General features: G+C 68.2%; 19 protein-coding genes and 1 tRNA gene. 19 read left to right on the forward strand and 1 reads right to left on the reverse strand.

Going from position 1 to position 19,631, the window contains the following annotated elements; translation table 11 throughout:
* Positions 1 to 55 precede the first annotated feature (55 nt).
* The 7 genes from D9C15_RS24460 to glk all read left to right on the forward strand — a co-directional run bounded on the left by D9C15_RS24460 (position 56) and on the right by glk (position 8,885).
* Positions 56 to 1,153 (forward strand): ABC transporter ATP-binding protein, encoded by a 1,098-nt coding sequence (locus D9C15_RS24460; protein ID WP_128001079.1) that lies wholly within the window; start codon positions 56 to 58, stop codon positions 1,151 to 1,153.
* Between the two features lie 98 nt (positions 1,154 to 1,251).
* Positions 1,252 to 2,448 carry a maltose/maltodextrin ABC transporter substrate-binding protein MalE gene (malE, locus tag D9C15_RS24465; protein ID WP_128001080.1) on the forward strand — a complete coding sequence of 399 codons (1,197 nt, stop codon included), beginning with the start codon at positions 1,252 to 1,254 and terminating at the stop codon, positions 2,446 to 2,448.
* A 4-nt stretch (positions 2,449 to 2,452) separates the two neighbouring features.
* Positions 2,453 to 3,976, forward strand: a complete 1,524-nt coding sequence (gene malF / locus D9C15_RS24470) for a maltose ABC transporter permease MalF (protein WP_128001081.1) — start codon at positions 2,453 to 2,455, stop codon at positions 3,974 to 3,976.
* Between the two features lie 10 nt (positions 3,977 to 3,986).
* Positions 3,987 to 4,877: a maltose ABC transporter permease MalG gene (gene malG / locus D9C15_RS24475; RefSeq protein ID WP_128001082.1), complete on the forward strand. Its 891-nt coding sequence runs from the start codon at positions 3,987 to 3,989 to the stop codon at positions 4,875 to 4,877.
* A gap of 56 nt (positions 4,878 to 4,933) precedes the next feature.
* On the forward strand, positions 4,934 to 5,380 hold the full coding sequence (locus D9C15_RS24480) for a pullulanase-associated domain-containing protein (RefSeq protein WP_164886838.1): 447 nt from the start codon (positions 4,934 to 4,936) through the stop codon (positions 5,378 to 5,380).
* A complete protein-coding gene (locus D9C15_RS24485) occupies positions 5,371 to 7,005 on the forward strand; it encodes an alpha-amylase family glycosyl hydrolase (RefSeq protein ID WP_128001084.1) in 1,635 nt (544 codons plus the stop codon). The genes D9C15_RS24480 and D9C15_RS24485 overlap by 10 nt, the downstream gene beginning before the upstream one ends.
* A gap of 8 nt (positions 7,006 to 7,013) precedes the next feature.
* On the forward strand, positions 7,014 to 8,885 hold the full coding sequence (gene glk, locus D9C15_RS24490) for a glucokinase (RefSeq protein WP_128001085.1): 1,872 nt from the start codon (positions 7,014 to 7,016) through the stop codon (positions 8,883 to 8,885).
* A gap of 12 nt (positions 8,886 to 8,897) precedes the next feature.
* On the opposite strand, the gene D9C15_RS24495 is transcribed toward glk, so the two are convergent.
* The gene (locus D9C15_RS24495; protein ID WP_128001086.1) at positions 8,898 to 11,159 is read right to left on the reverse strand and encodes an arginine/lysine/ornithine decarboxylase; all 2,262 of its coding nucleotides are present in this window, start codon (positions 11,157 to 11,159) and stop codon (positions 8,898 to 8,900) included.
* 105 nt (positions 11,160 to 11,264) lie between these two features.
* Here D9C15_RS24495 and D9C15_RS24500 point away from each other — a divergent pair, with 105 nt between their 5' ends.
* The 12 genes from D9C15_RS24500 to D9C15_RS24555 form a co-directional block, all read left to right on the forward strand.
* Positions 11,265 to 11,705 carry an NfeD family protein gene (locus D9C15_RS24500; RefSeq protein ID WP_128001087.1) on the forward strand — a complete coding sequence of 147 codons (441 nt, stop codon included), beginning with the start codon at positions 11,265 to 11,267 and terminating at the stop codon, positions 11,703 to 11,705.
* A 21-nt stretch (positions 11,706 to 11,726) separates the two neighbouring features.
* Positions 11,727 to 12,638: an SPFH domain-containing protein gene (locus D9C15_RS24505; RefSeq protein WP_128001088.1), complete on the forward strand. Its 912-nt coding sequence runs from the start codon at positions 11,727 to 11,729 to the stop codon at positions 12,636 to 12,638.
* Positions 12,639 to 12,654: 16 nt separating this feature from the next.
* Positions 12,655 to 12,745, forward strand: a tRNA-Ser gene (locus D9C15_RS24510).
* 181 nt (positions 12,746 to 12,926) lie between these two features.
* Positions 12,927 to 14,141 (forward strand): tyrosine-type recombinase/integrase, encoded by a 1,215-nt coding sequence (locus D9C15_RS24515; protein WP_128001089.1) that lies wholly within the window; start codon positions 12,927 to 12,929, stop codon positions 14,139 to 14,141.
* A gap of 410 nt (positions 14,142 to 14,551) precedes the next feature.
* Positions 14,552 to 14,761 (forward strand): helix-turn-helix transcriptional regulator, encoded by a 210-nt coding sequence (locus D9C15_RS34605; RefSeq protein WP_164886839.1) that lies wholly within the window; start codon positions 14,552 to 14,554, stop codon positions 14,759 to 14,761.
* Positions 14,758 to 14,979 (forward strand): hypothetical protein, encoded by a 222-nt coding sequence (locus D9C15_RS24525; protein WP_128001090.1) that lies wholly within the window; start codon positions 14,758 to 14,760, stop codon positions 14,977 to 14,979. Before D9C15_RS34605 ends, D9C15_RS24525 begins: the two co-directional genes overlap by 4 nt.
* The gene (locus D9C15_RS24530; protein WP_128001091.1) at positions 14,976 to 15,854 is read left to right on the forward strand and encodes a helix-turn-helix domain-containing protein; all 879 of its coding nucleotides are present in this window, start codon (positions 14,976 to 14,978) and stop codon (positions 15,852 to 15,854) included. Before D9C15_RS24525 ends, D9C15_RS24530 begins: the two co-directional genes overlap by 4 nt.
* Before the next feature lie 109 nt (positions 15,855 to 15,963).
* A complete protein-coding gene (locus D9C15_RS24535) occupies positions 15,964 to 16,305 on the forward strand; it encodes a hypothetical protein (protein WP_128001092.1) in 342 nt (113 codons plus the stop codon).
* A complete protein-coding gene (locus D9C15_RS24540) occupies positions 16,298 to 17,353 on the forward strand; it encodes a phage major capsid protein (RefSeq protein ID WP_128001093.1) in 1,056 nt (351 codons plus the stop codon). The genes D9C15_RS24535 and D9C15_RS24540 overlap by 8 nt, the downstream gene beginning before the upstream one ends.
* Positions 17,353 to 18,681 (forward strand): phage portal protein, encoded by a 1,329-nt coding sequence (locus D9C15_RS24545; RefSeq protein ID WP_128001094.1) that lies wholly within the window; start codon positions 17,353 to 17,355, stop codon positions 18,679 to 18,681. The genes D9C15_RS24540 and D9C15_RS24545 overlap by 1 nt, the downstream gene beginning before the upstream one ends.
* A complete protein-coding gene (locus tag D9C15_RS24550) occupies positions 18,681 to 18,872 on the forward strand; it encodes a hypothetical protein (protein WP_128001095.1) in 192 nt (63 codons plus the stop codon). The genes D9C15_RS24545 and D9C15_RS24550 overlap by 1 nt, the downstream gene beginning before the upstream one ends.
* 139 nt (positions 18,873 to 19,011) lie before the next feature.
* On the forward strand, positions 19,012 to 19,631 hold a 620-nt coding region (locus D9C15_RS24555), incomplete at its 3' end, for a hypothetical protein (protein ID WP_375138817.1).

Raw genomic sequence — 19,631 nt, forward strand, 5'->3', positions numbered from 1 at the left:
GGGGGCCGGTCCGGCTGGGCCGGCCCCCTTTTTCCTCCCGACACCGCGTACAGGCATGGCCAACGTCCTGCTGAAGTCGCTCAAGAAGGCCTACGGCGATCTCGTGATCGTCCCGGGCATCGACCTCGAGATCCGCGACGGCGAGTTCATGGTGTTCGTCGGGCCCTCGGGCTGCGGCAAGTCCACCGTGCTGCGCTGCATCGCCGGGCTGGAGGAGATCACCGCCGGCGAGCTCTACATCGGCGGCGAACTGGTCAACGAGATGCCGCCGGCCAAGCGCGGCATCGCGATGGTGTTCCAGAGCTACGCGCTCTACCCGCACATGACCGTGGCCGCGAACATGGCCTTCGGCCTGAAGCTGGCCGGGTTCTCCAAGGACGAGATCAAGGCTGCGGTCGACCGCGCCGCCCAGATCCTGCAGATCGAGCCCCTGCTCGAGCGGCTGCCCAAGGCGCTCTCGGGCGGTCAGCGCCAGCGCGTGGCGATCGGCCGCGCGATCGTGCGCAAGCCCGGCGTGTTCCTGTTCGACGAGCCGCTGTCCAACCTCGACGCCGCCTTGCGCGTGCAGATGCGCGTCGAGCTGTCGCGCCTGCACAAGGAGCTGGCGACGACCATGATCTACGTCACCCACGACCAGGTCGAGGCGATGACGCTCGCGCACCGCATCGTGGTGCTGAACAAGGGCGCGATCGAGCAGGTCGGCACGCCGATGGAGCTGTACCACCAGCCGGTGAACCGCTTCGTGGCCGGCTTCATCGGCAGCCCGAAGATGAACTTCCTGGCCGCGACGCTGGTCTCGGCGACGCCGACGCTCGCGCAGGTCAGGCTGGCCGACGGCACCACCGTGCCGGTGGGCGCCGACGCGACCGCCCTGCCCGCCGGCGCAGCGCTGACGCTGGGCACGCGCCCGGAGCATGTCGTCGCCCGCGCCGAGTCCGGCGACGGCGCGCTGCGCGCCCACGTGCAGCTCGCCGAGCACCTGGGCGACACCATCTACCTGCACGCGCTGCCCGCCGGCGCCGGCGAGGCGATCACCGTGCGCACCGAACCCGAGAACCCGCTGGACACCGGCGACACCGCGTGGCTCACGTTCCCGCCGCGGCGCAGCTTCCTGTTCGACGAGCAGGGGCGCACGCTGCCGGCCGTGCGCTGAGGGTCGGCCCGGACAACCGAGGGCGCCGCCACGCGTTCAGGCCTCATCCCGCCACACCCACACGGCCCCTCACGGCCACACCCCCAAGGAGACACCGCATGAAAACCCAACGTCAGCGTATCCGCCTGCTGGCCGCCGCCGCGGCGCTCGCACTCGGCAGCGCCTCCGGCGCCTTCGCCGCGGAGCCGGGCAAGCTGCTGATCTGGATCAATGGCGACAAGGGCTACAACGGCCTGCAGAAGGTCGGCGACGAGTTCGCCAAGAAGACCGGCGTGCAGGTGGTCGTCGAGCACCCGGAAGATGCGCCGGGCAAGTTCCAGCAGGCCGCCGCCGCCGGCAAGGGCCCGGACATCTGGATCTGGCCGCACGACCGCATCGGCGAATGGATCGCCGGCGGCCTGCTGCAGCCGCTGAACCCGGGCAAGAAGGCCCGCGCCGACATCGACCCGCTGGCGCTCAAGGCCTTCACCGTGGGCGGCAAGGTGTGGGGCTACCCGATGTCGATCGAGGCCGTCTCGCTGGTCTACAACAAGGACCTGGTCAAGACGCCGCCCAAGAGCTTCGAGGAAGTGATCGCGCTGGACAAGAAGCTCTCGGCCGAGGGCAAGAAGGCGATCCTCTGGGACTACAACAACACCTACTTCACCTGGCCGCTGCTGGCCGCCAACGGCGGCTACCCGTTCAAGCTCAAGGCCGACGGCACCTACGACCCGGCCGACACCGGCGTCAACAACGCCGGCGCGCTCAAGGGCGCCGAGCTGCTGGCCAAGATGGTGAAGGACGGCGTGATGCCCAAGGGCGCCGGCTATGCCGACATGGAAGCCGGCATGGCGCAGGGCAAGATCGCGATGATGATCAACGGCCCCTGGTCGTGGGACAACCTGAAGAAGTCCAACATCAACTTCGGCGTGGCGAAGATCCCGACGGTGGCCGGCAAGAAGTCGGCGCCCTTCGTCGGCGTGCTCGGCGCGATGATCTCCAAGGCCTCGCCCAACCGCGACATCGCGGTCGAGTTCATCGAGAACCACATGCTCTCGGTGCAGGGCCTGAAGAGCATCAACGACGACGTGCCGCTGGGCACCCCGGCGAGCAAGGCGCTGTTCGCCGAGCTCAAGAGCAACCCCAACATCCAGGCGACCATGGCCAGCGCGCAGGACGGCGCGCCGATGCCGAACAACCCGGAGATGGGGCGCTTCTGGTCGTCGATGCAGTCCGCGCTGCAGAACATGACCGAGGGTCGCCAGTCGCCCAAGGAGGCGCTGGACGCCGCCGCCAAGCGCATCAAGGGGCAGTGAAGCGATGAAGAAGAGCAGCCGCTGGGTCGGCCCGGCCGTGCTCGGCGCGGTCGTCCTGGCCCTGCTCTACCTGATCACGGTGGTCTACGCCACCGGCGAGACCATGCTGGCGTCGACGATGCTCGTCATCGTCGCGCTGGCGCTGTGGATCTACGCCTCGCCGAGGACCTACGCCTACCGCTACCTGTTCCCGGGCATCGCGGCGGCGCTGGTGTTCGTGGTCTTCCCGATGCTCTACACGATCGGCATCGGCTTCACCAACTACAGCTCCAAGAACCTGCTCGAGTTCGACCGCGCGCGCCAGTACCTGCTGGACGAGACCACGATCGGCGAGGGCACGCGCCTGGCCACCACGGTGCACCCGGTCGACGGCGGCTTCCGGCTGCGCCTGGAGGACGCCGACGCCGAGAAGGCCTGGCTGACCGGCCCGGTCGCGCTGGCCGGCGAACAGCCGGCCACGCTGGAGGCGCAGCCCGAGCCGGCCGATGCGGCGCTGCCCGAGCCGCTGGCGATCAAGGAACTGATCGCGCGCCAGAACGCGATGCGCGCGCTGACCGTGCGCCTGCCCGACGGCACCCAGGTGCGCATGGCCGGCCTGCGCGAATTCGCGACCGTGCAGAAGCTCTACGCCGAGCAGCCCGACGGCTCGCTGAAGAACCAGCAGACCGGCGCCGTGCTGCGGCCGAACATGCAGACCGGCTTCTTCGAGACCGAGGCCGGCGAGCCGCTGCAACCCGGATTCCAGGTCGGCATCGGCTTCGACCACTACAAGCGCATCTTCACCGACCAGCGCTTCCAGGAGCCCTTCCTGCGCATCTTCGTCTGGACCGTGATGTTCTCGGGCCTGACGGTGCTGCTGGCCACCTCGCTGGGCATGCTGCTCGCGGTGGTGCTCAACTGGGACGCGCTGCGCTTCAAGGGCGTGTACCGGATGCTGCTGTTCCTGCCCTATGCGGTGCCGGGCTTCATCTCGATCCTGGTGTTCCGCGGCCTGTTCAACCAGAACTCGGGCGAGATCAACCTGATCCTGGACATGATCTTCGGCGTCAAGCCGGCCTGGTTCTCGAGCCCGCTGCTGGCCAAGGCGATGCTGCTGATCGTCAACACCTGGCTCGGCTTCCCGTACATGATGGTCGTGTGCATGGGGCTGATCAAGGCCATCCCGGCGGATCTGTACGAGGCCTCGGCGGTGGCCGGTGCAGGCCCGGTGACGAACTTCTGGAGCATCACGCTGCCGCTGATCATCAAGCCGCTGACGCCGCTGCTGATCTCCTCGTTCGCGTTCAACTTCAACAACTTCGTGCTGATCTCGCTGCTCACCGGCGGCCGGCCCGACTTCCTCGACACCAGCGTGCCGGCCGGCACGACCGACATCCTGGTCTCCTACACCTACCGCATGGCGTTCCAGGATTCCGGCCAGCAGTTCGGCCTGGGGGCGGCCATCTCGACCGTGATCTTCCTGATCGTCGTGGCGATCACGCTGGTGCAGATGCGCTACACGAAGATCGTCGAGACCGAGAAACGCTAGGAGGCTGCACATGGCCATCGTCCTCGACAAGAGCCACCGCTGGCGCGTGATCGCGGCGCACGCGCTGCTGATCGCGCTGTGCGCGCTGGTGGTGTTCCCGTTCCTGATGATCCTGTCGATCTCGCTGCGGCCGGGCAACTTCGCCACCGGCAGCATCATCCCCGAGACGATCACGCTGGACCACTGGCGCTTCGCGCTCGGCATCCCGTTCGCCGGGCCGGACGGCAAGCTGATCGAACCCGACCTGCCGGTGCTGCGCTGGCTCTGGAACTCGGCCAAGGTGGCCACGCTGTCGGCGCTGATCGCGCTGCTGCTGTCGACCACCGCGGCCTATGCCTTCGCGCGCATGAAGTTCGCCGGCAAGAAGGCCGCGCTGACCGGGCTGATGCTGATGCAGATGTTCCCGGCCGTGCTGGCGCTGATCGCCATCTACGCCATCTTCGACCGCATCGGCAACGCCTTCCCGGCCTTCGGGATCGACTCGCACTGGTCGCTGCTGCTGGCCTACTCGGGCGGCATCGCGCTGCACGTGTGGACCATCAAGGGCTACTACGACACGATTCCCGTGGAGATCGAGGAGGCCGCCAAGGTCGACGGTGCCTCGCCCTGGCAGGCCTTCTACCTGGTGCTGCTGCCGATGGCGCTGCCGATCCTGATGGTGGTGTTCCTGCTCGCCTTCATCGGCGCGATCATCGAGTACCCGGTCGCCTCCATCCTGCTCAAGCAGCAGCACAACCTGACGATGGCGGTGGGCTCGCAGCAGTTCCTCTACGCGCAGAAGTACCTGTGGGGGGATTTCGCCGCCGCGGCCATCCTCTCCGGCCTGCCGATCACCGTCGTCTTCATCCTGGCCCAGAAATGGATGATCTCCGGCCTCACCGCCGGCGGCATCAAGGGCTGAACCCTCCCGCCAACCTGCGGGCCGCAGGCTCGCCTCACCGACATACGAGGTCACACATGATCCGCAAGCACTCCCTGGTCCGACTGACTGCCGCACTCGCACTCGCGGCCACGCTGCCCTGCGCCTGGGCGACCTCCAACCCGCCGGCCGGCACGGTGGCGATCAACTACAACCGCTGCGACGGCAGCTACGGCGGCTGGGAACTGCACATCTGGCAGCGCGGCCCGGGCGGCCCGGCGGTGCCCGGCGTCTCCTGGACCAACGGTGCGCAGCAGACCGGCAAGACCGACTTCGGCGTCTACTGGCACATCAAGCTCGAGGACTTCCCCGGCGGCAAGGTGAACTACATCATCCACAAGGGCGACTCGAAGGACCAGGGCGGCAAGGACATGCAGTTCGACGGCAACACGACCAAGGAGATCTGGGTCAACAGCGGCGACCGCAACATCTACACCTCGATCGAGGACGCCAAGAAGGCGCGCGCCGAGACTCCGTGCAAGTGAGGCCTGTGGTGGCGCTGCTGCCGCGCCGTGCCGGCACCGTGCTGCTGGGCTGGCTGCTCGCGCTGCTCGCCGCGTCGGCGGGCGTGCAAGCGGCCGGGATCCCCGACCTCGGCCCGGTGCCCGTGGTCAAGCGCGACAGCCCGCTGCCGGCGGACTGGGCACGCAGCGGCGTGTTCATGGAAATCCTGGTGCGCGCCTACCAGGACAGCGACGGCGACGGCATCGGCGACCTGAACGGCCTGACCTCGCGACTCGACTACCTGCAGTCGCTCGGCGTGCGCGGCCTGTGGCTGATGCCGATCTTCAAGAGCGAGGACCGCGACCACGGTTACGCGGTGGCGAACTACCGCGAGATCGAGCCCGACTACGGCACGCTGGCCGACTTCGACCGCCTGATCGCCGAGGCCCACAAGCGCGGCATCGGCGTGATCGTCGACTACGTGATGAACCACAGCGCCTCGGGCCACCCGCTGTTCGAGAGCGCCTACGACAGCCGCAAGTCGCCCTACGCCGACTGGTACATCTTCAGCGAGGACAAGCCCAAGGGCTGGAACACCTTTGCCGGCGAACCCTGGCGCGAGGGCAACCAGCGCTGGTACTACGCGGTGTTCGATCCGCAGATGCCGGACTTCAACCTGCGCAACCCGAAGGTGGTGGACTTCCACCTCGACAACCTGCGCTTCTGGCTGAACCGCGGCGTGGACGGCTTCCGCTTCGACGCCGTGGGCGTGCTGTTCGAGAACAGCGCGATCGCCTGGGAGAACCAGCCCGAGAACCATGTGCTGCTCAAGCGCGTCCAGGACCTGCTCGACGACTACGGCAAGCGCTACATGGTCTGCGAGGCGCCGAGCGACCCGGCCCCGTTCGCGCAGCCCGACTCCTGCGGCGCCGCCTTCGGCTTCGGCCTGCAGAAGCACATCATCGCGAGCGTCAAGCTCGGCCGGCTGCGCGCCGACCTGCTCTACAACCTCGAGAAGCTGCCGGTCGCGCGCATGGGCACGCTGCTGGCGAACCACGACTTCTTCGCCGGCGCGCGGCTGATGCGCCAGTTCGCCGGCGACGAGAAGAGCTACAAGCTGGCCGCCGCCACGCTGCTGACGCTGCCCGGCACCCCGTTCCTCTACTACGGTGAGGAGATCGGACTCGGCGAGTCCGCGCCGGTGGCCCACGACGACCAGGCGATCCGCGGGCCGATGGCCTGGAGTGCGGAGCCGCAGGGCGGATTCACCCGGGCCGCGCAGCCGTTCCGGCCGCTGGTGTCGAACTGGAAGACGCACAACGTGGCCACCGCAGAGAAGCAGCCCGGCTCGCTGCTGAACTGGTACCGCGGCCTGATCGCGCTGCGCAATGCCGAGCCGGCGCTGGCGCTGGGCCGCTTCACGCCGCTGACCACGCGCGATGCACCGATCTTCGCCTTCACCCGCCAGCACGAGGGCAGCACCCTGCTCGTGCTGATCAACTACGCCTACCGCGAGGCGAACGCCACGCTGGCGCTGGCGCCGGCCGCGGCGCAGTGGCAGGTGCAGTTCCCGGCCGGCGCCGCCTCGGTGCTCGCCGGCCAAGCCGGTCAGCTGCAGGTGCGCATGGCACCGCAGCAGGTGCTGGTGCTGAAGGCGCAGCCCTGAACCACCCCATGCCCGCCGAACGCAGCGCCGCACCGTTGCCCGCCGACGCGGCCCCGCGTCTGCTGGCCGACATCGGCGCGACCTACGCACGCCTGTGCATCGAGCAGGTGCGCGGCCGGTTCGACCACGTGTCGGTGCTGCCGTGCGACGAGTACGCCGGCTTCACCGAGGTGGTGCAGGCCTACCTGGCGACGCTGCCGCCGGCCCTGCGCCCGCGCCACGGCGCCGTGGCGATCGCCAACCCGATCGAGGGCGACCGGGTGCGCATGACCAACCGCGACTGGAGCTTCTCGATCCGCGAGGTGCAGCGCGAGCTGGAGCTCTCGACGCTGCTGGTGGTCAACAACTACACCGCGCTGGCGATGTCGCTGCCGGCCCTGGCGCCCGGGGGCCGGCGCCAGGTCGGCGGCGGGCAGGCGCAGGCCGACGGCGTGATCGGCCTGATCGGCCCGGGCGCGGGACTCGGCGTCTCCGGCCTGGTGCCCAGCGGCGACCGCTGGGTGACCCTCGCCACCGAAGGCGGCCATGTCAGCTTCGCCCCCACCGACGAGCGTGAGCTGCGTGTACTGCAGCACGCCTGGAAGACGATGCCGCGGGTCTCGGCCGAGCGGCTGCTGTCGGGGCCGGGTCTCGAGCTGATCCACCAGGCGCTGGACCAGGCCGACTCGACCCTGCACGCGGCCGACATCGTGCAGCGTGCGCTGGCCGGCGACGCCGCCTGCGGCGCGACGCTGGACTGCTTCTGCGGCATGCTCGGCACGATGGCCTCGGACCTGGCGCTCACGCTCGGCGCCACCGGCGGCATCTACGTGGGCGGCGGCATCGTGCCGCGCCTGGGCGCACGCTTCGATGCCTCGCCGTTCCGCGAGCGCTTCGAGGCCAAGGGCCGCTTCAGCGACTACGTCGCGCGCATCCCGACCTTCGTGCTGACGGCCGAGAACCTGGCCTTCCTCGGCGTCTCGTCGCTGCTGGCCGACCACATGCCGGAGGCCGAGGCCGGCAACCCGCTGCTCGACCGGGTGCGCGGCGCACTCGAGACGCTCTCGCCGGCCGAGCGCCGCGTGGCCAGCTTCGTGCTCGACAACCCGCGGGCCGCGCTGAACGACCCCATCGCGCAGATCGCGCAGGGCGCCGAGGTCAGCCAGCCGACGGTGATCCGCTTCTGCCGCTCGCTCGGCTTCCAGGGCCTGGCGGACTTCAAGCTCAAGCTCGGCTCGGGCCTGACCGGCACGCTGCCGGTGCAGCGCACCCAGGTGCGGCGGCAGGACAGCACCGGCGACCTGTGCGCCAAGGTGCTGGACAACACGATCTCCGCGATCATGCAGTTCCGCGAGTCGCTCAACGTCGAGGCGGTGGACCGGGCCATCGAGCTGCTGCGCCGGGCCAAGCGCGTCGAGTTCTACGCGATGGGCAATTCGGCGGTGGTGGCGCTGGACGCGCAGCACAAGCTGTTCCGCTTCCGCATCCCCTCGGTCGCGCACACCGACGTGTCGATGCACGCGATGGCCGCGGAGCTGCTCGGCCCCGACGACGTGGCGGTGTTCGTGTCGAGCTCCGGCCAGCCGCCCGAGCTGGCGCGCTCGGCCGGGCTGGCGGTGGAGCGCGGGGCCTCGGTGATCGCCGTCACCTCGGGCCAGTCGCCGCTGGCGCGACGCGCCACGGTGTGCATCCCGGTCGAGCACAGCGAGGACGCGACCACCTTCGTGGCGATGATCTCGCGCATCCTGCACCTGCTGGTGGTGGACATGATGTCGGTGGGCCTGGCGATGCGGCGGCCCGGCGCGGCGGTCGGCCCCGGCAGCGTGCCCGCCGCCGGCACCGGCACCCCGGGCGATCAGGTGCAGCCCGCGCCCGGCGTGCTGATCTCGCACATCACCTGAGCGCCAGCGCGATCACAGGCGCACGCAGTCCACGTAGTAGCGCCGCTCGCCGCCGGCCTCGCCCTCGTCGCCCACGAGGCCATGCACATCGGTGTCGAAGCCCGGAAAGGCCGCGTTGAACTCGCGCGCGAAGCGCAGGTAGTCCACGATGCGCCGGTTGAAGCGCTCGCCCGGGATCAGCAGCGGAATGCCCGGCGGGTACGGCGTCAGCAGCGCGGTGGTGATGCGCCCTTCCAGCTCGTCGATCGGCACGCGCTCGGTGCGGCGGTGCGCGATGTGCGCGAAGGCGTCGCTGGGCTTCATCGCCGGCTGCAGGTCCGACAGGTACATCTCGGTGGTCAGCCGCGCGATGTCGCCCTTCGCGTACATCTCGTGGATGCTCTGGCACAGGTCGCGCAGGCCCATGCGCTCGTAGCGCGGGTGCGCGGCGCAGAACTCCGGCAGGATGCGCCACATCGGCTGGTTGCGGTCGTAGTCGTCCTTGAACTGCTGCAGCGCGGTCAGCATCGTGTTCCAGCGGCCCTTGGTGATGCCGATCGTGAACATGATGAAGAACGAGTACAGCCCGGTCTTCTCGACCACCACGCCGTGCTCGGCCAGGAACTTGGTGACGATCGAGGCCGGGATGCCCGTCTTGGCGAACTTGCCCGACACGTCCAGCCCCGGCGTGATGATGGTGCTCTTGATGGGGTCGAGCATGTTGAAGCCGGCGGCGAGCTTGCCGAAGCCGTGCCACTTCTCGTCGGCCTTGAGGATCCAGTCGGCCTGGGCGCCGATGCCCTCGCCGGCCAGCTTGTCCGGGCCCCAGACGGTGAACCACCAGTCGCGCCCGAACTCCTTCTCGACCTTGCGCATCGCGCGGCGGAAGTCGAGCGCCTCCTTCAGGCTCTCCTCCACCAGCGCGGTGCCGCCGGGCGGCTCCATCATCGCCGCGGCCACGTCGCAGCTCGCGATGATCGAGTACTGCGGCGAGGTCGAGGTGTGCATCAGGTAGGCCTCGTTGAACAGGTGCCGGTCCAGCCGCACCGTCTGCGAGTCCTGCACCAGTACCTGCGAGGCCTGGCTGATGCCCGCCAGCAGCTTGTGCGTGCTCTGCGTCGAGTAGACCATCGCCTGCTTCGGCCGCGGACGGCCCTTGCCCATCGCGTGGAAGCTGCCGTAGAACTTGTGGAAGGCGGCGTGCGGCAGCCAGGCCTCGTCGAAGTGCAGCGTGTCGATCCAGCCGTCGAGCTTGGCCTTGATGGTCTCGGTGTTGTAGAGCACACCGTCGTAGGTGCTCTGCGTCAGCGTCATGATGCGCGGCTTGACCGTCTCGGGGTCGACGCCCGCCAGCAGCGGGTTGGCGGCGATCTTGCGGCGGATCGTCTCGGGCGCGAACTCGCTCTCGGGGATCGGGCCGATGATGCCGTAGTGGTTGCGCGTCGGCGTCATGAACACCGGCACCGCGCCGGTCATGATGATCGAGTGCAGGATGGACTTGTGGCAGTTGCGGTCCACCACCACCACGTCGCCCGGCGCCACCGTGTGGTGCCACACCATCTTGTTGCTGGTGCTGGTGCCGTTGGTGACGAAGAAGCAGTGGTCGGCGTTGAAGATGCGCGCCGCGTTGCGCTCGCTCTGCGCCACCGGGCCGGTGTGGTCGAGCAGCTGGCCCAGCTCCTCGACGGCGTTGCACACGTCGGCGCGCAGCATGTTCTCGCCGAAGAACTGGTGGAACATCTGCCCGACCGGGCTCTTCAGGAATGCGACGCCGCCCGAGTGCCCCGGGCAGTGCCACGAGTAGGAGCCGTCCTGCGCGTAGTCCATCAGCGCCTTGAAGAACGGCGGCGCCAGGCCGTCGAGGTAGCTCTTGGCCTCGCGGATGATGTGCCGGGCGACGAACTCCGGCGTGTCCTCGAACATGTGGATGAAGCCGTGCAGTTCGCGCAGGATGTCGTTCGGGATGTGCTGCGAGGTGCGCGTCTCGCCGTACAGGTAGATCGGGATGTCGGCGTTGCGGAAGCGGATCTCGCCGATGAACTTGCGCAGCGAGAGCACCGCCGGGTCGAGTTCCGGGCCGGGCGTGAACTCCTCGTCGTCGATCGACAGGATGAAGGCGCTGGCGCGGCTTTGCTGCTGCGCGAACTGGCTCAGGTCACCGTAGCTGGTGACGCCCAGCACCTCGAAGCCCTCCTTCTCGATCGCCGCGGCCAGCGCGCGGATGCCCAGGCCCGAGGCGTTCTCGGAGCGGAAGTCCTCGTCGATGATGACGATGGGGAAGTGGAAGCGCAGCATGCGGGCCTCGGGACGGGCGGAAGCGGGAGAGCGCGAAGTGTAGGGCCACGCGATGTCGCTGCACGACCGCACTACACTGGCCGAACGCAACGACCGGGAACGAGGATGGACGTTTCAGCCGCGACGCTCTGGTGGGTCGCCGCCGGCGTGGCGGTGGCAGCCGAGCTCGCCACCGGCACCTTCTACCTGTTGATGGTGGCCCTTGGCCTGGCGGCCGGGGCGGTCGCCGCCCACCTGGGCGCCGGCGCTCCGGCGCAATGGATCACGGCGGCGCTGGTCGGCGCGGCCACCACGGCCGCATGGCACTGGACGCGCGCCCGCGCGCCGCGCTCGGCCCCGGCCGAACGCAACCGCGACGTCAACCTCGACATCGGTGAGCGGGTGCAGGTCGCGGCCTGGAACCCCGACGGCACCGCGCGGGTCCACTACCGCGGCACGCAGTGGTCGGCCCGGCTGCAGCCGGGCACCACCGCCACGCCGGGCGAGCACCGGGTTGCCGCGGTCGAGGGCAACTGGCTCGTGCTCGTCCCCCACTCCCACCCCTGAACCGGAGCCTCGCGCCGCACCATGGAAGTCGCGCTCGTCATCGCCGTCATCGCACTGATCTTCATCGTCCGCACCTTCAAGATCGTGCCGCAGCAGCACGCCTGGGTGGTGGAGCGGCTCGGCAAGTTCGACCGCACGCTGACCCCGGGGCTGAAGTTCGTCGTGCCCTTCATCGAGCGCGTGGCCTACAAGCATTCGCTCAAGGAGGTGCCGCTGGACGTGCCCAGCCAGGTCTGCATCACCAAGGACAACACGCAGCTGCAGGTGGACGGGATCATCTACTTCCAGGTGACCGACCCGATGCGCGCGAGCTACGGCTCGAGCAACTACGTGGTGGCCATCACGCAGCTGGCGCAGACGCTGCTGCGTTCGGTGATCGGCAAGATGGAACTGGACAAGACCTTCGAGGAACGCGACGCGATCAACGCCGCCGTGGTGAGCGCACTCGACGACGCGGCCGCCAACTGGGGCGTGAAGGTGCTGCGCTACGAGATCAAGGACCTGACGCCGCCGGCCGAGATCCTGCGCTCAATGCAGGCGCAGATCACCGCCGAGCGCGAGAAGCGCGCGCTGATCGCCGCCTCCGAGGGGCGCAAGCAGGAGCAGATCAACATCGCCACCGGCGAGCGCGAGGCGTTCATCGCGCGCTCCGAGGGCGAGCGCCAGGCCGAGATCAACAAGGCGCAGGGCGAGGCCGCGGCCATCACCGCGGTGGCCGAGGCCACGGCGGAGGCGATCCGCAAGATCGCCGCGGCGATCCAGTCGCCCGGCGGCGAGCAGGCGGTGCAGCTGAAGGTGGCCGAGCGCGCGGTCGAGGCCTACGGCCAGCTGGCGCAGAAGAACAACACGATGATCGTGCCCGGCCACATGGGCGAGGTGGCCACGCTGATCGGCACCGCGATGACGCTGATGAAGGGCAAGTCCCCCGGCTGATAAACTCCCGCCTCCCGGAGAGATGGATGAGCGGTTTAAGTCGCACGCCTGGAAAGCGTGTGAGGGTTAACAGCCCTCCGCGGGTTCGAATCCCGCTCTCTCCGCCAGGACTACTGATCACGAAGGCTCACGAAGGCCGACAGATCCACCGCCAAGCCCCGTAGATCGGGGCTTTTTCATCGGTTGATCCGCCGTGATCCGATTTGACGGCGCACGATCGGCGGGGGCACATTTCGGGGCACATGAACCCGAACCGTGGGGGCACACGCTACCTGCGCCGCTGACGCGATGCTGCGAGACCTGGATTGCCGGAACGCGAAGTGCCCTGACGGGAAGTCCCGCTTGAGGCTGGCCGACGCACAGGGCCTGTACCTCGAGGTACTACCCAACGGCGGCCGCTATTGGCGGCTCAAGTACCGCCATGGGGGTGTCGAGCGCCGGCTCGCCCTCGGCGTCTATCCGGAGGTGAGCCTCGCGCAGGCACGGCAGGCCCGAGACGCTGCTCGAGAGACGCTCCGGCACGGTGTCGACCCCCTCGCGGCAAGGCGCGAAGCCAAGGCCGCCGCGCGCGTTGCAAGGGCTACGAACTTTGAAGCCGTTGCCCGCGAGTGGCATAGCGCTTGGAAGGCCGCACGAACTGACCACCATGCCGCCTACGTTCTCCGCCGGCTGGAAGCCGACGTCTTCCCGGCAATCGGCGGGAAGCCGGTGAGCGAAATCACCGCGCCGCAACTGGTCGCGATGGCGAAGCGGATCGAGTCTCGGGGCGCTCTCGACATTGCGCGACGCGCGCTGCAGACCTGCTCGCAGGTCCTGCGCTACGCCGTTGCTCACGGGCTGGCGGAGAGAAACCCAGCGGCCGACATTCGCCCCGCCGACGTGCTCACCTCTCGTCGGCGCGAAAACTACGCGCGGATCGAGCCGAAGGAGCTGCCCGAGCTGCTGCGCAAGATGGCCGTGTACGAGGGCAGCCCTTATACGCGCCTCGCGCTGCAGCTGATCGCCTTGACGTTCGTTCGGACAACCGAGTTGATCGAGGCCAAGTGGAGCGAATTCGACCTCGACGCTGCAGAGTGGCGGGTTCCCGCATCTCGGATGAAGATGCGCCAGCCGCACATCGTCCCTTTGTCGACGCAGGCAGTCGATGCGCTGCGCTGCCTGCTGGAGCTGCGCAACCGCTCGGAGTTCGTCTTCCCCGGCGAGCGCGACCACGAGCGGCCCATGTCGAACAACACCTTGCTGAAGGCACTCGAGCGCCTCGGCTACAAACATCGCATGACTGGGCACGGCTTCCGCGGCCTAGCGTCGACCATCCTCCACGAGCAAGGTTGGCCGCATGAGCACATCGAACTGCAGCTCGCCCACCAGGAGCGCAATAAGGTGAGCGCAGCGTACAACTGGGCAACGTACCTGCCTGAGCGGCGCCGCATGCTGCAAGCCTGGGCCGATCACCTGGACGCGCTTCGCAAGGGCGCGACAGTCCTGCCGTTCAAGGCTGCGTGACCGCGCCGCGGCGGATCCGCGGCAACCGATGAAGGAGCGACCCCAACCATGGCACACGGCACACGCGCATCGCTGCGCGGCAAGCAAGCTGCAATCTCCATGCTCGAGGACCTTCGAGCCAAGAGCCGCGGCGGAACCTCGGCCGCAGAGCTTGATCGTCAACTCGCGAAGGAGCTCGAGCGCGGCCTTTCAGGCCAGGACCGACACGCGTTCGTGACGACACTTCGTCGGTGGGCCTGCTGCAGCCTGGACGGAGCAACCATAAGCCCTAGCTCGCTGTGACCTTGACTCTTCCTGAGTCGCCGTTGCACTAAACTTCGGCTCAAGTCCCCAAACGATCACGGGCACCAGCCCGAAGCATCAAGGGGTTTTCTCCGGATTCGGAGTTAACCGCTGATGTGGAGTTGATCGTGAGCGTAGGACAGAAATTGCCGGAGCCCTCCCGGAAGCTGCGACCCAAGGACGCGGCAAACTTGCTGGGCATCTCTACCGCCACCCTCTATAGGTGGAGTCGACTCCGGCCGGGTTTCCCCAAGCCCACGAAGCTCAGCGATCGCGTGACGGTCTTCGAGCAGGCCGAGCTCGAGGCTTTCGTCGCCCAGGCCGGTGCAGTCGCATGACCGGCAGCACGTATGCGCACGCGACCGACCAGGTCGCGCAGGAAGCAGTCGCAGCTCTCGAGGCTCAACGTGTGCGCGATACCGTTGCCAGCGGCGACGCGCCGGAGCTTCTTGCTTGGCTTACGTTCGCTGAGCTGGCAGGCAAGTATGGGCATCACAGCCCCGCCGCGCGGGCCTATGTGGTTGCTCTCGCGAAGCCGGTCAGCCGCACTCGGTGAGCTTCGACGCAATCGCTTGGGCTTTCCAACAGGACTGCGGCAACTCCTCGGGGAAGTTGCTGCTGCTCACGTTGGCTAACCTGGTGCGGCCGCCTCGCTTCGAGGCGTTCGCGAGCGCCGGGACCCTTGCTGCGCTGACGCACCTTGACCGGAAGACCGTGCTTTCGACGCTGACCAAGCTGGAGCAACGCGGCCTCATTGCACGCAAGGACGTGAAGACCGGCTCCACTCCTACCTTTCAACTGGTCGGTTGGACCGTTGGGGAGGAGCGAGGCAGCGGGCCAGGTGAGTCAATCGAGAGTGAAAGCGATCCCGAAAACGGGTCCGCTTCGCCTCGCGCCAGCAGTGCGCAACCGATACCAGAATTCCCAGCGACCAGTACCAGTTTTCCCGCAGACCCATCCCAGAATTCCCATGGACCAGTACCAATTTCGGGTCACATAACCAGTACTGAACCAGTATCGGAACCGGCTGTTGAACCAGTGACACGCGCGACGCGGTACGCGCGCACGGCTAACGACGCAGCAAGGTTCATCGACTTCTGGGCGTCCTGGCCGGCTACGGATCGCAAGCAGGACCGAAAAGCCTGCCTCGAGCACTGGCGAAAACATCGCCTTGACGAGGTCGCCGATCAGATCGTTGCCCACGTCATCGCCAGCAAGGGCACACAGAAGTGGCTCGACGGCTACGAGCCGGCGCCGAAAACGTACCTGCGCAATCGACGATGGGAGGACGGCACGCCGGTCTCGGCTGCCGAAATGCGCGAACGCATCAAAGCCGAAGAACGAGCGCGACTTACTGCGGAGGGCCTCCGAATCCTGCAGCGTGGCAACTCATCGGTTCTCGATATCGTCGCCCGCGAGGTGGAAAAGTGACCGGGGGGGATTGGTCAAGCGTTCAACAGGCACCCGGCCGTGACCGAGCCTGGTCCGTCGCGCACTTCGCGTCAGTTCGGCGCGCGGTTTTTTTCCGGGTCGCGGCCGCATGACGCTGCCCGCTGACCCCTTCGGCCGGTCGAGGCTGCCGCGCGGCGCGACGCGACACGACCGAGTCGCCTTGCTACTCGAGGCCTTCGAGGCGCTGCTCGCCGGTGAGCTGCCATGCCTCGAGGCTTGCATGTTCCTCGGCGGCGCCGGCACGGCCTGGCTCCGGGAAGGCGGCGACCTCGAGCGCGACTTCTTGCGAGTCGCGGCACCGGCCGGTTCACATCGGACGCCGGCGCAAATTGCATCGGTCATCCGATCCTGCTCGCGAGGAGCGACAGGCGCCGACGAAGCCGAGACCATCGCGCCCGTCTCAACTTCCGACGACGCCTCCGATGGCTGATCTGTTCCACGGGCGCATGGTTGCCCGATTCGTCCGGTCACTGACCCATGCGCGCGGCGACTACGCGGGCGCGGCGGCATACGCGAACAGCCAGCGCTGGCCGGAGCGAGAAGAGCTCGTCGGAGTGCTGCGGGCTGCGGTCGAGCCCCACACTGCCGCCGGTGCTGCAGCCCTGCTGCGGCCGCTGGCAGACGACTTCCTCGAGGTCGCGCGCCCGATGACGGCGCTGGGCAAGCTCACGCAGTTGCACCGCGTCCCCCTTCACGTGCGCCTGCTGTCGGGTACCGGTGGCGCGACGGCATGGTGGGCCGGCGAGGCCCAGCCCGCGCCACTCTCGGCAATGAACTTCGCTGGTGAGACGCTCGAGCAGCTGCGCGTCGATGCTGTGCTGGTCGCGACGCGCGAGCTCGTTACCGACCCGTCCGCCGATGCCGAGCGGCGCCTCTCGCAAGACCTCGGCCGCGCGTCGGCGGAGGCGATCGACGGGGCCTTCCTCGACCCGGGCAACGCTGGTGAAGCTGGCGTCAAGCCCGCATCCGTGACGTACGGTGTCGACCCGATCGTGTCGTCCGGCGCCACGGTCGCCGCGGTCGATGCCGACTTGAAGCTGATGCTCCGCAGGCTCGTGGATTCGGGCTCCGACCTGAGCGCGGCCGCGTGGATCCTGCACCCGCAGGATGCGGTGGCGCTGTCACTGCTTCGTGGCAGCGGAGGCGCACCCGCCTTTCCGTTCATGACCGCCCGCGGTGGCACGCTCGTTGGCCTGCCGGCCGTGACGACGGCGAACGTCAAGCGCTCCGGCAGTCCCGGCTCGACCACGATCACGCTACTCGACCAGGCCGCAATCTCGGTCGGTGACGAGGGTGGCGCGACACTCGAGGTCGCGACGCACGCGTCGCTGCAAATGGTCGACGACCCGGTCGATGGTGCCGCTTCGATGGTGTCGCTGTGGCAGGCCGGCGCCGTGGGGATCAAGTCGAGCAGGTACCTGAACTGGAAGGTCCGTCGACCCGGCGCGGTGCAGGTGCTCGCGGGGGTGAGCCTCTGATGCGCCTGGCCATCGGAAGCTACGAGCTCACGCTCGCGCGCAAGGCCGCGACCGAGCCGCGATCGACTGGGCTCCCATACCCTGACCGCGCGAGGGGCGGATGGCACTCGATCCTCGAGCCGTTCGCTGGCGCCTGGCAACGCGGCATCGTCGCGGAGGACGGCAAGAGTCAGCTCCTGCGCTTCGGTTCGATCTTCGCGTGCATGTCGCTCATCGCTGGGGACATCGGACGCATGCGGCCGATGCTGCAGATCAGGCAACCGAGCGGGACTTGGGTCGAGGTAGACGACGACTCGCGCCTGTCGCGCCTGGTGCGCAAGCCGCACCCGTTCTACACCTGGGGTCAGTTCCTCGAGAGCTGGGTCACGTCGCGCCTCATGTGGGGGAACGTGTACCTTCTGAAGGAGCGGCGCGAGGATGGTGCCGTCGGGCGCCTTCACCTGCTCAGCCCCGAACTCGTGGCGGTGAAGCTGACCCCCGACGGTGGCGTCTACTACCAGCTCAATCGCGACGTTCACGCGGCGATCGAAGAGCCGATCCTCGTCCCCGCGAGCGAGATTGCGCACGATCGAACGCACTGCTTCTTTCATCCCCTGATCGGCTTGTCCGCGTTGTCCGCAGCGGCGGCGAGTGGCACGTTCGGCCGGAAGATCCAAGAGCAGTCCTGCACCTTCTTCGCGAACGCGAGCCAGCCAGGCGGGCATCTGACCGCAGAGGGCAACATCCCCGACGAGACCGCCGAGCGACTCAAGAGGGAGTTCGAAGACAAGTTTGCCGGCGGCTTCATCGGCCGCCTTTTGGTGACCGGCTCGGGCTTGAAGTACGAACCGCTTGCGATGCCCGCACACGATGCCCAACTGATCGAGCAGCTCAAATGGACCGGCGAGGATTGCGCTCGCACGTTCAAGGTACCCGGATACAAGATTGGCGTCGGGCCGCTGCCCTCGTTCAACAACATCGCCCAGCTTCAGAACGATTACCTCGGCCAAGCGCTGCAGCCGGCGATCACCGCAATCGAGCTGCTGATGGCCGAGGCGCTCGAACTGCCGCCGAACATGCGCATTGAGCTCGACACGGCGGCGCTTCTGCGCTTGGATCCGCTATCCCGCGCGGAGACGGCGGCGAAGCTGGTCGGCGCCGGCATCCTGTCGCCGAACGAGGCGCGGGCCGCGGAGAACCTGCCACCGGTGCGCGGCGGCGATCAGCCCTTCATGCAACAGCAAATGTGGCAGGTCGGGCAGCTGGCCTCGCGCACCCCGCCCACCGACGCCCCCACTACGCCGCCGGCGAAAGACTGGCGGGCTCGCCACGTGACCAAGGACATGTGATGCCCTCGACCATCGACGAACCTGCGACTGTCTCTGTCGACGAGCTGCGCGCGCAGTACAGGCGCGAGATTGAGGCACACCGCGCGGCCGCGCATCGCGAGATCGATCGCTACTGTGATTCGCTGCTGGAGCAGCAGCGCCTCGAACTGGAGCGCCTCAAGCTGATGCTCGACGGCGGCGCCGTCCATTGATCGGCCCCGGCTCGCGCCGGCGGGGTCTTCGTCGTGAGTCACCCCGGAAAGAAAGCAACCGCGACTGCCGGCGGCGGAAGTTGCGATTCTTCATGGCGCGTCCTTTCCTCCGCGTGGCCGGCACCTACAAGGAGACTTGATGCCGCTCGCGAAGTTGGAAGTTCTGCTCACCATGGGCCTCTCGCAGTTCGAGGCCGCGTCGAACCGTGCGACCCGCGTTGTCGCCGGCGACCAGCAGAAGATGGCCGCCGCTGCCGAAGTGACGAACGCGGCACAGAAGCGCTTCCTCGCCTCGCTCGAGCGCACCGTCGACAAGGCGACGGTCGCGCGCTCGGCACTGCTCGCACAACGTGCGGCGCAGCTCGGGGTGAGCGACGCGGCCGCGAGTTACATCAGGCGCCTCGAGGATGCCGAGAAGCGCCAGCAGGCAGTGAACGCCGCGACGCGAGCTGGTGCCTATCTTGGCCCTCTGCTGTGGACTGCTGCCGCCGGCGGCTTGACTGTCTTCCTCGACGGGTCGCTGCGCGCGGTCGACGCACTGAATGGGCTCAGCGCCGCGAGCGGATCGAGCATCGAGAACCTGTCCGCGCTCGACGCGATCGCGCGTCGCTCCGGATTCGGGTTCGGCGAGCTGCAGCAGCTCGTCTTGCAGGTGAACAAGGCGCTCGAGGCTGCGCCGGACAGCGGCGCCGGCCGCGCACTGAAGGCCCTCGGGCTCGACGCAGCCGAGCTGCGCCGGCAGGACCCGGCCGAGGCGGT

Source organism: Piscinibacter defluvii (assembly GCF_004011805.1).
Taxonomy (GTDB): Bacteria; Pseudomonadota; Gammaproteobacteria; order Burkholderiales; family Burkholderiaceae_C; genus Piscinibacter; species Piscinibacter defluvii.

What these genes read in the sequence shown, in the direction of transcription:
- D9C15_RS24500 (WP_128001087.1), top strand. Translation starts at nt 11,265, where the DNA reads ATGGACGTTTCAGCCGCGACGCTCTGGTGGGTCGCCGCCGGCGTGGCG.
- D9C15_RS24505 (WP_128001088.1), top strand. Translation starts at nt 11,727, where the DNA reads ATGGAAGTCGCGCTCGTCATCGCCGTCATCGCACTGATCTTCATCGTC.
- D9C15_RS24540 (WP_128001093.1), top strand. Translation starts at nt 16,298, where the DNA reads ATGGCTGATCTGTTCCACGGGCGCATGGTTGCCCGATTCGTCCGGTCA.
- D9C15_RS24545 (WP_128001094.1), top strand. Translation starts at nt 17,353, where the DNA reads ATGCGCCTGGCCATCGGAAGCTACGAGCTCACGCTCGCGCGCAAGGCC.
- D9C15_RS24535 (WP_128001092.1), top strand. Translation starts at nt 15,964, where the DNA reads ATGACGCTGCCCGCTGACCCCTTCGGCCGGTCGAGGCTGCCGCGCGGC.
- glk (WP_128001085.1), top strand. Translation starts at nt 7,014, where the DNA reads ATGCCCGCCGAACGCAGCGCCGCACCGTTGCCCGCCGACGCGGCCCCG.
- D9C15_RS24460 (WP_128001079.1), top strand. Translation starts at nt 56, where the DNA reads ATGGCCAACGTCCTGCTGAAGTCGCTCAAGAAGGCCTACGGCGATCTC.
- D9C15_RS24525 (WP_128001090.1), top strand. Translation starts at nt 14,758, where the DNA reads ATGACCGGCAGCACGTATGCGCACGCGACCGACCAGGTCGCGCAGGAA.
- D9C15_RS24480 (WP_164886838.1), top strand. Translation starts at nt 4,934, where the DNA reads ATGATCCGCAAGCACTCCCTGGTCCGACTGACTGCCGCACTCGCACTC.
- malG (WP_128001082.1), top strand. Translation starts at nt 3,987, where the DNA reads ATGGCCATCGTCCTCGACAAGAGCCACCGCTGGCGCGTGATCGCGGCG.
- D9C15_RS24550 (WP_128001095.1), top strand. Translation starts at nt 18,681, where the DNA reads ATGCCCTCGACCATCGACGAACCTGCGACTGTCTCTGTCGACGAGCTG.
- malF (WP_128001081.1), top strand. Translation starts at nt 2,453, where the DNA reads ATGAAGAAGAGCAGCCGCTGGGTCGGCCCGGCCGTGCTCGGCGCGGTC.
- malE (WP_128001080.1), top strand. Translation starts at nt 1,252, where the DNA reads ATGAAAACCCAACGTCAGCGTATCCGCCTGCTGGCCGCCGCCGCGGCG.
- D9C15_RS24495 (WP_128001086.1), bottom strand. Translation starts at nt 11,159, where the DNA reads ATGCTGCGCTTCCACTTCCCCATCGTCATCATCGACGAGGACTTCCGC.
- D9C15_RS24515 (WP_128001089.1), top strand. Translation starts at nt 12,927, where the DNA reads ATGCTGCGAGACCTGGATTGCCGGAACGCGAAGTGCCCTGACGGGAAG.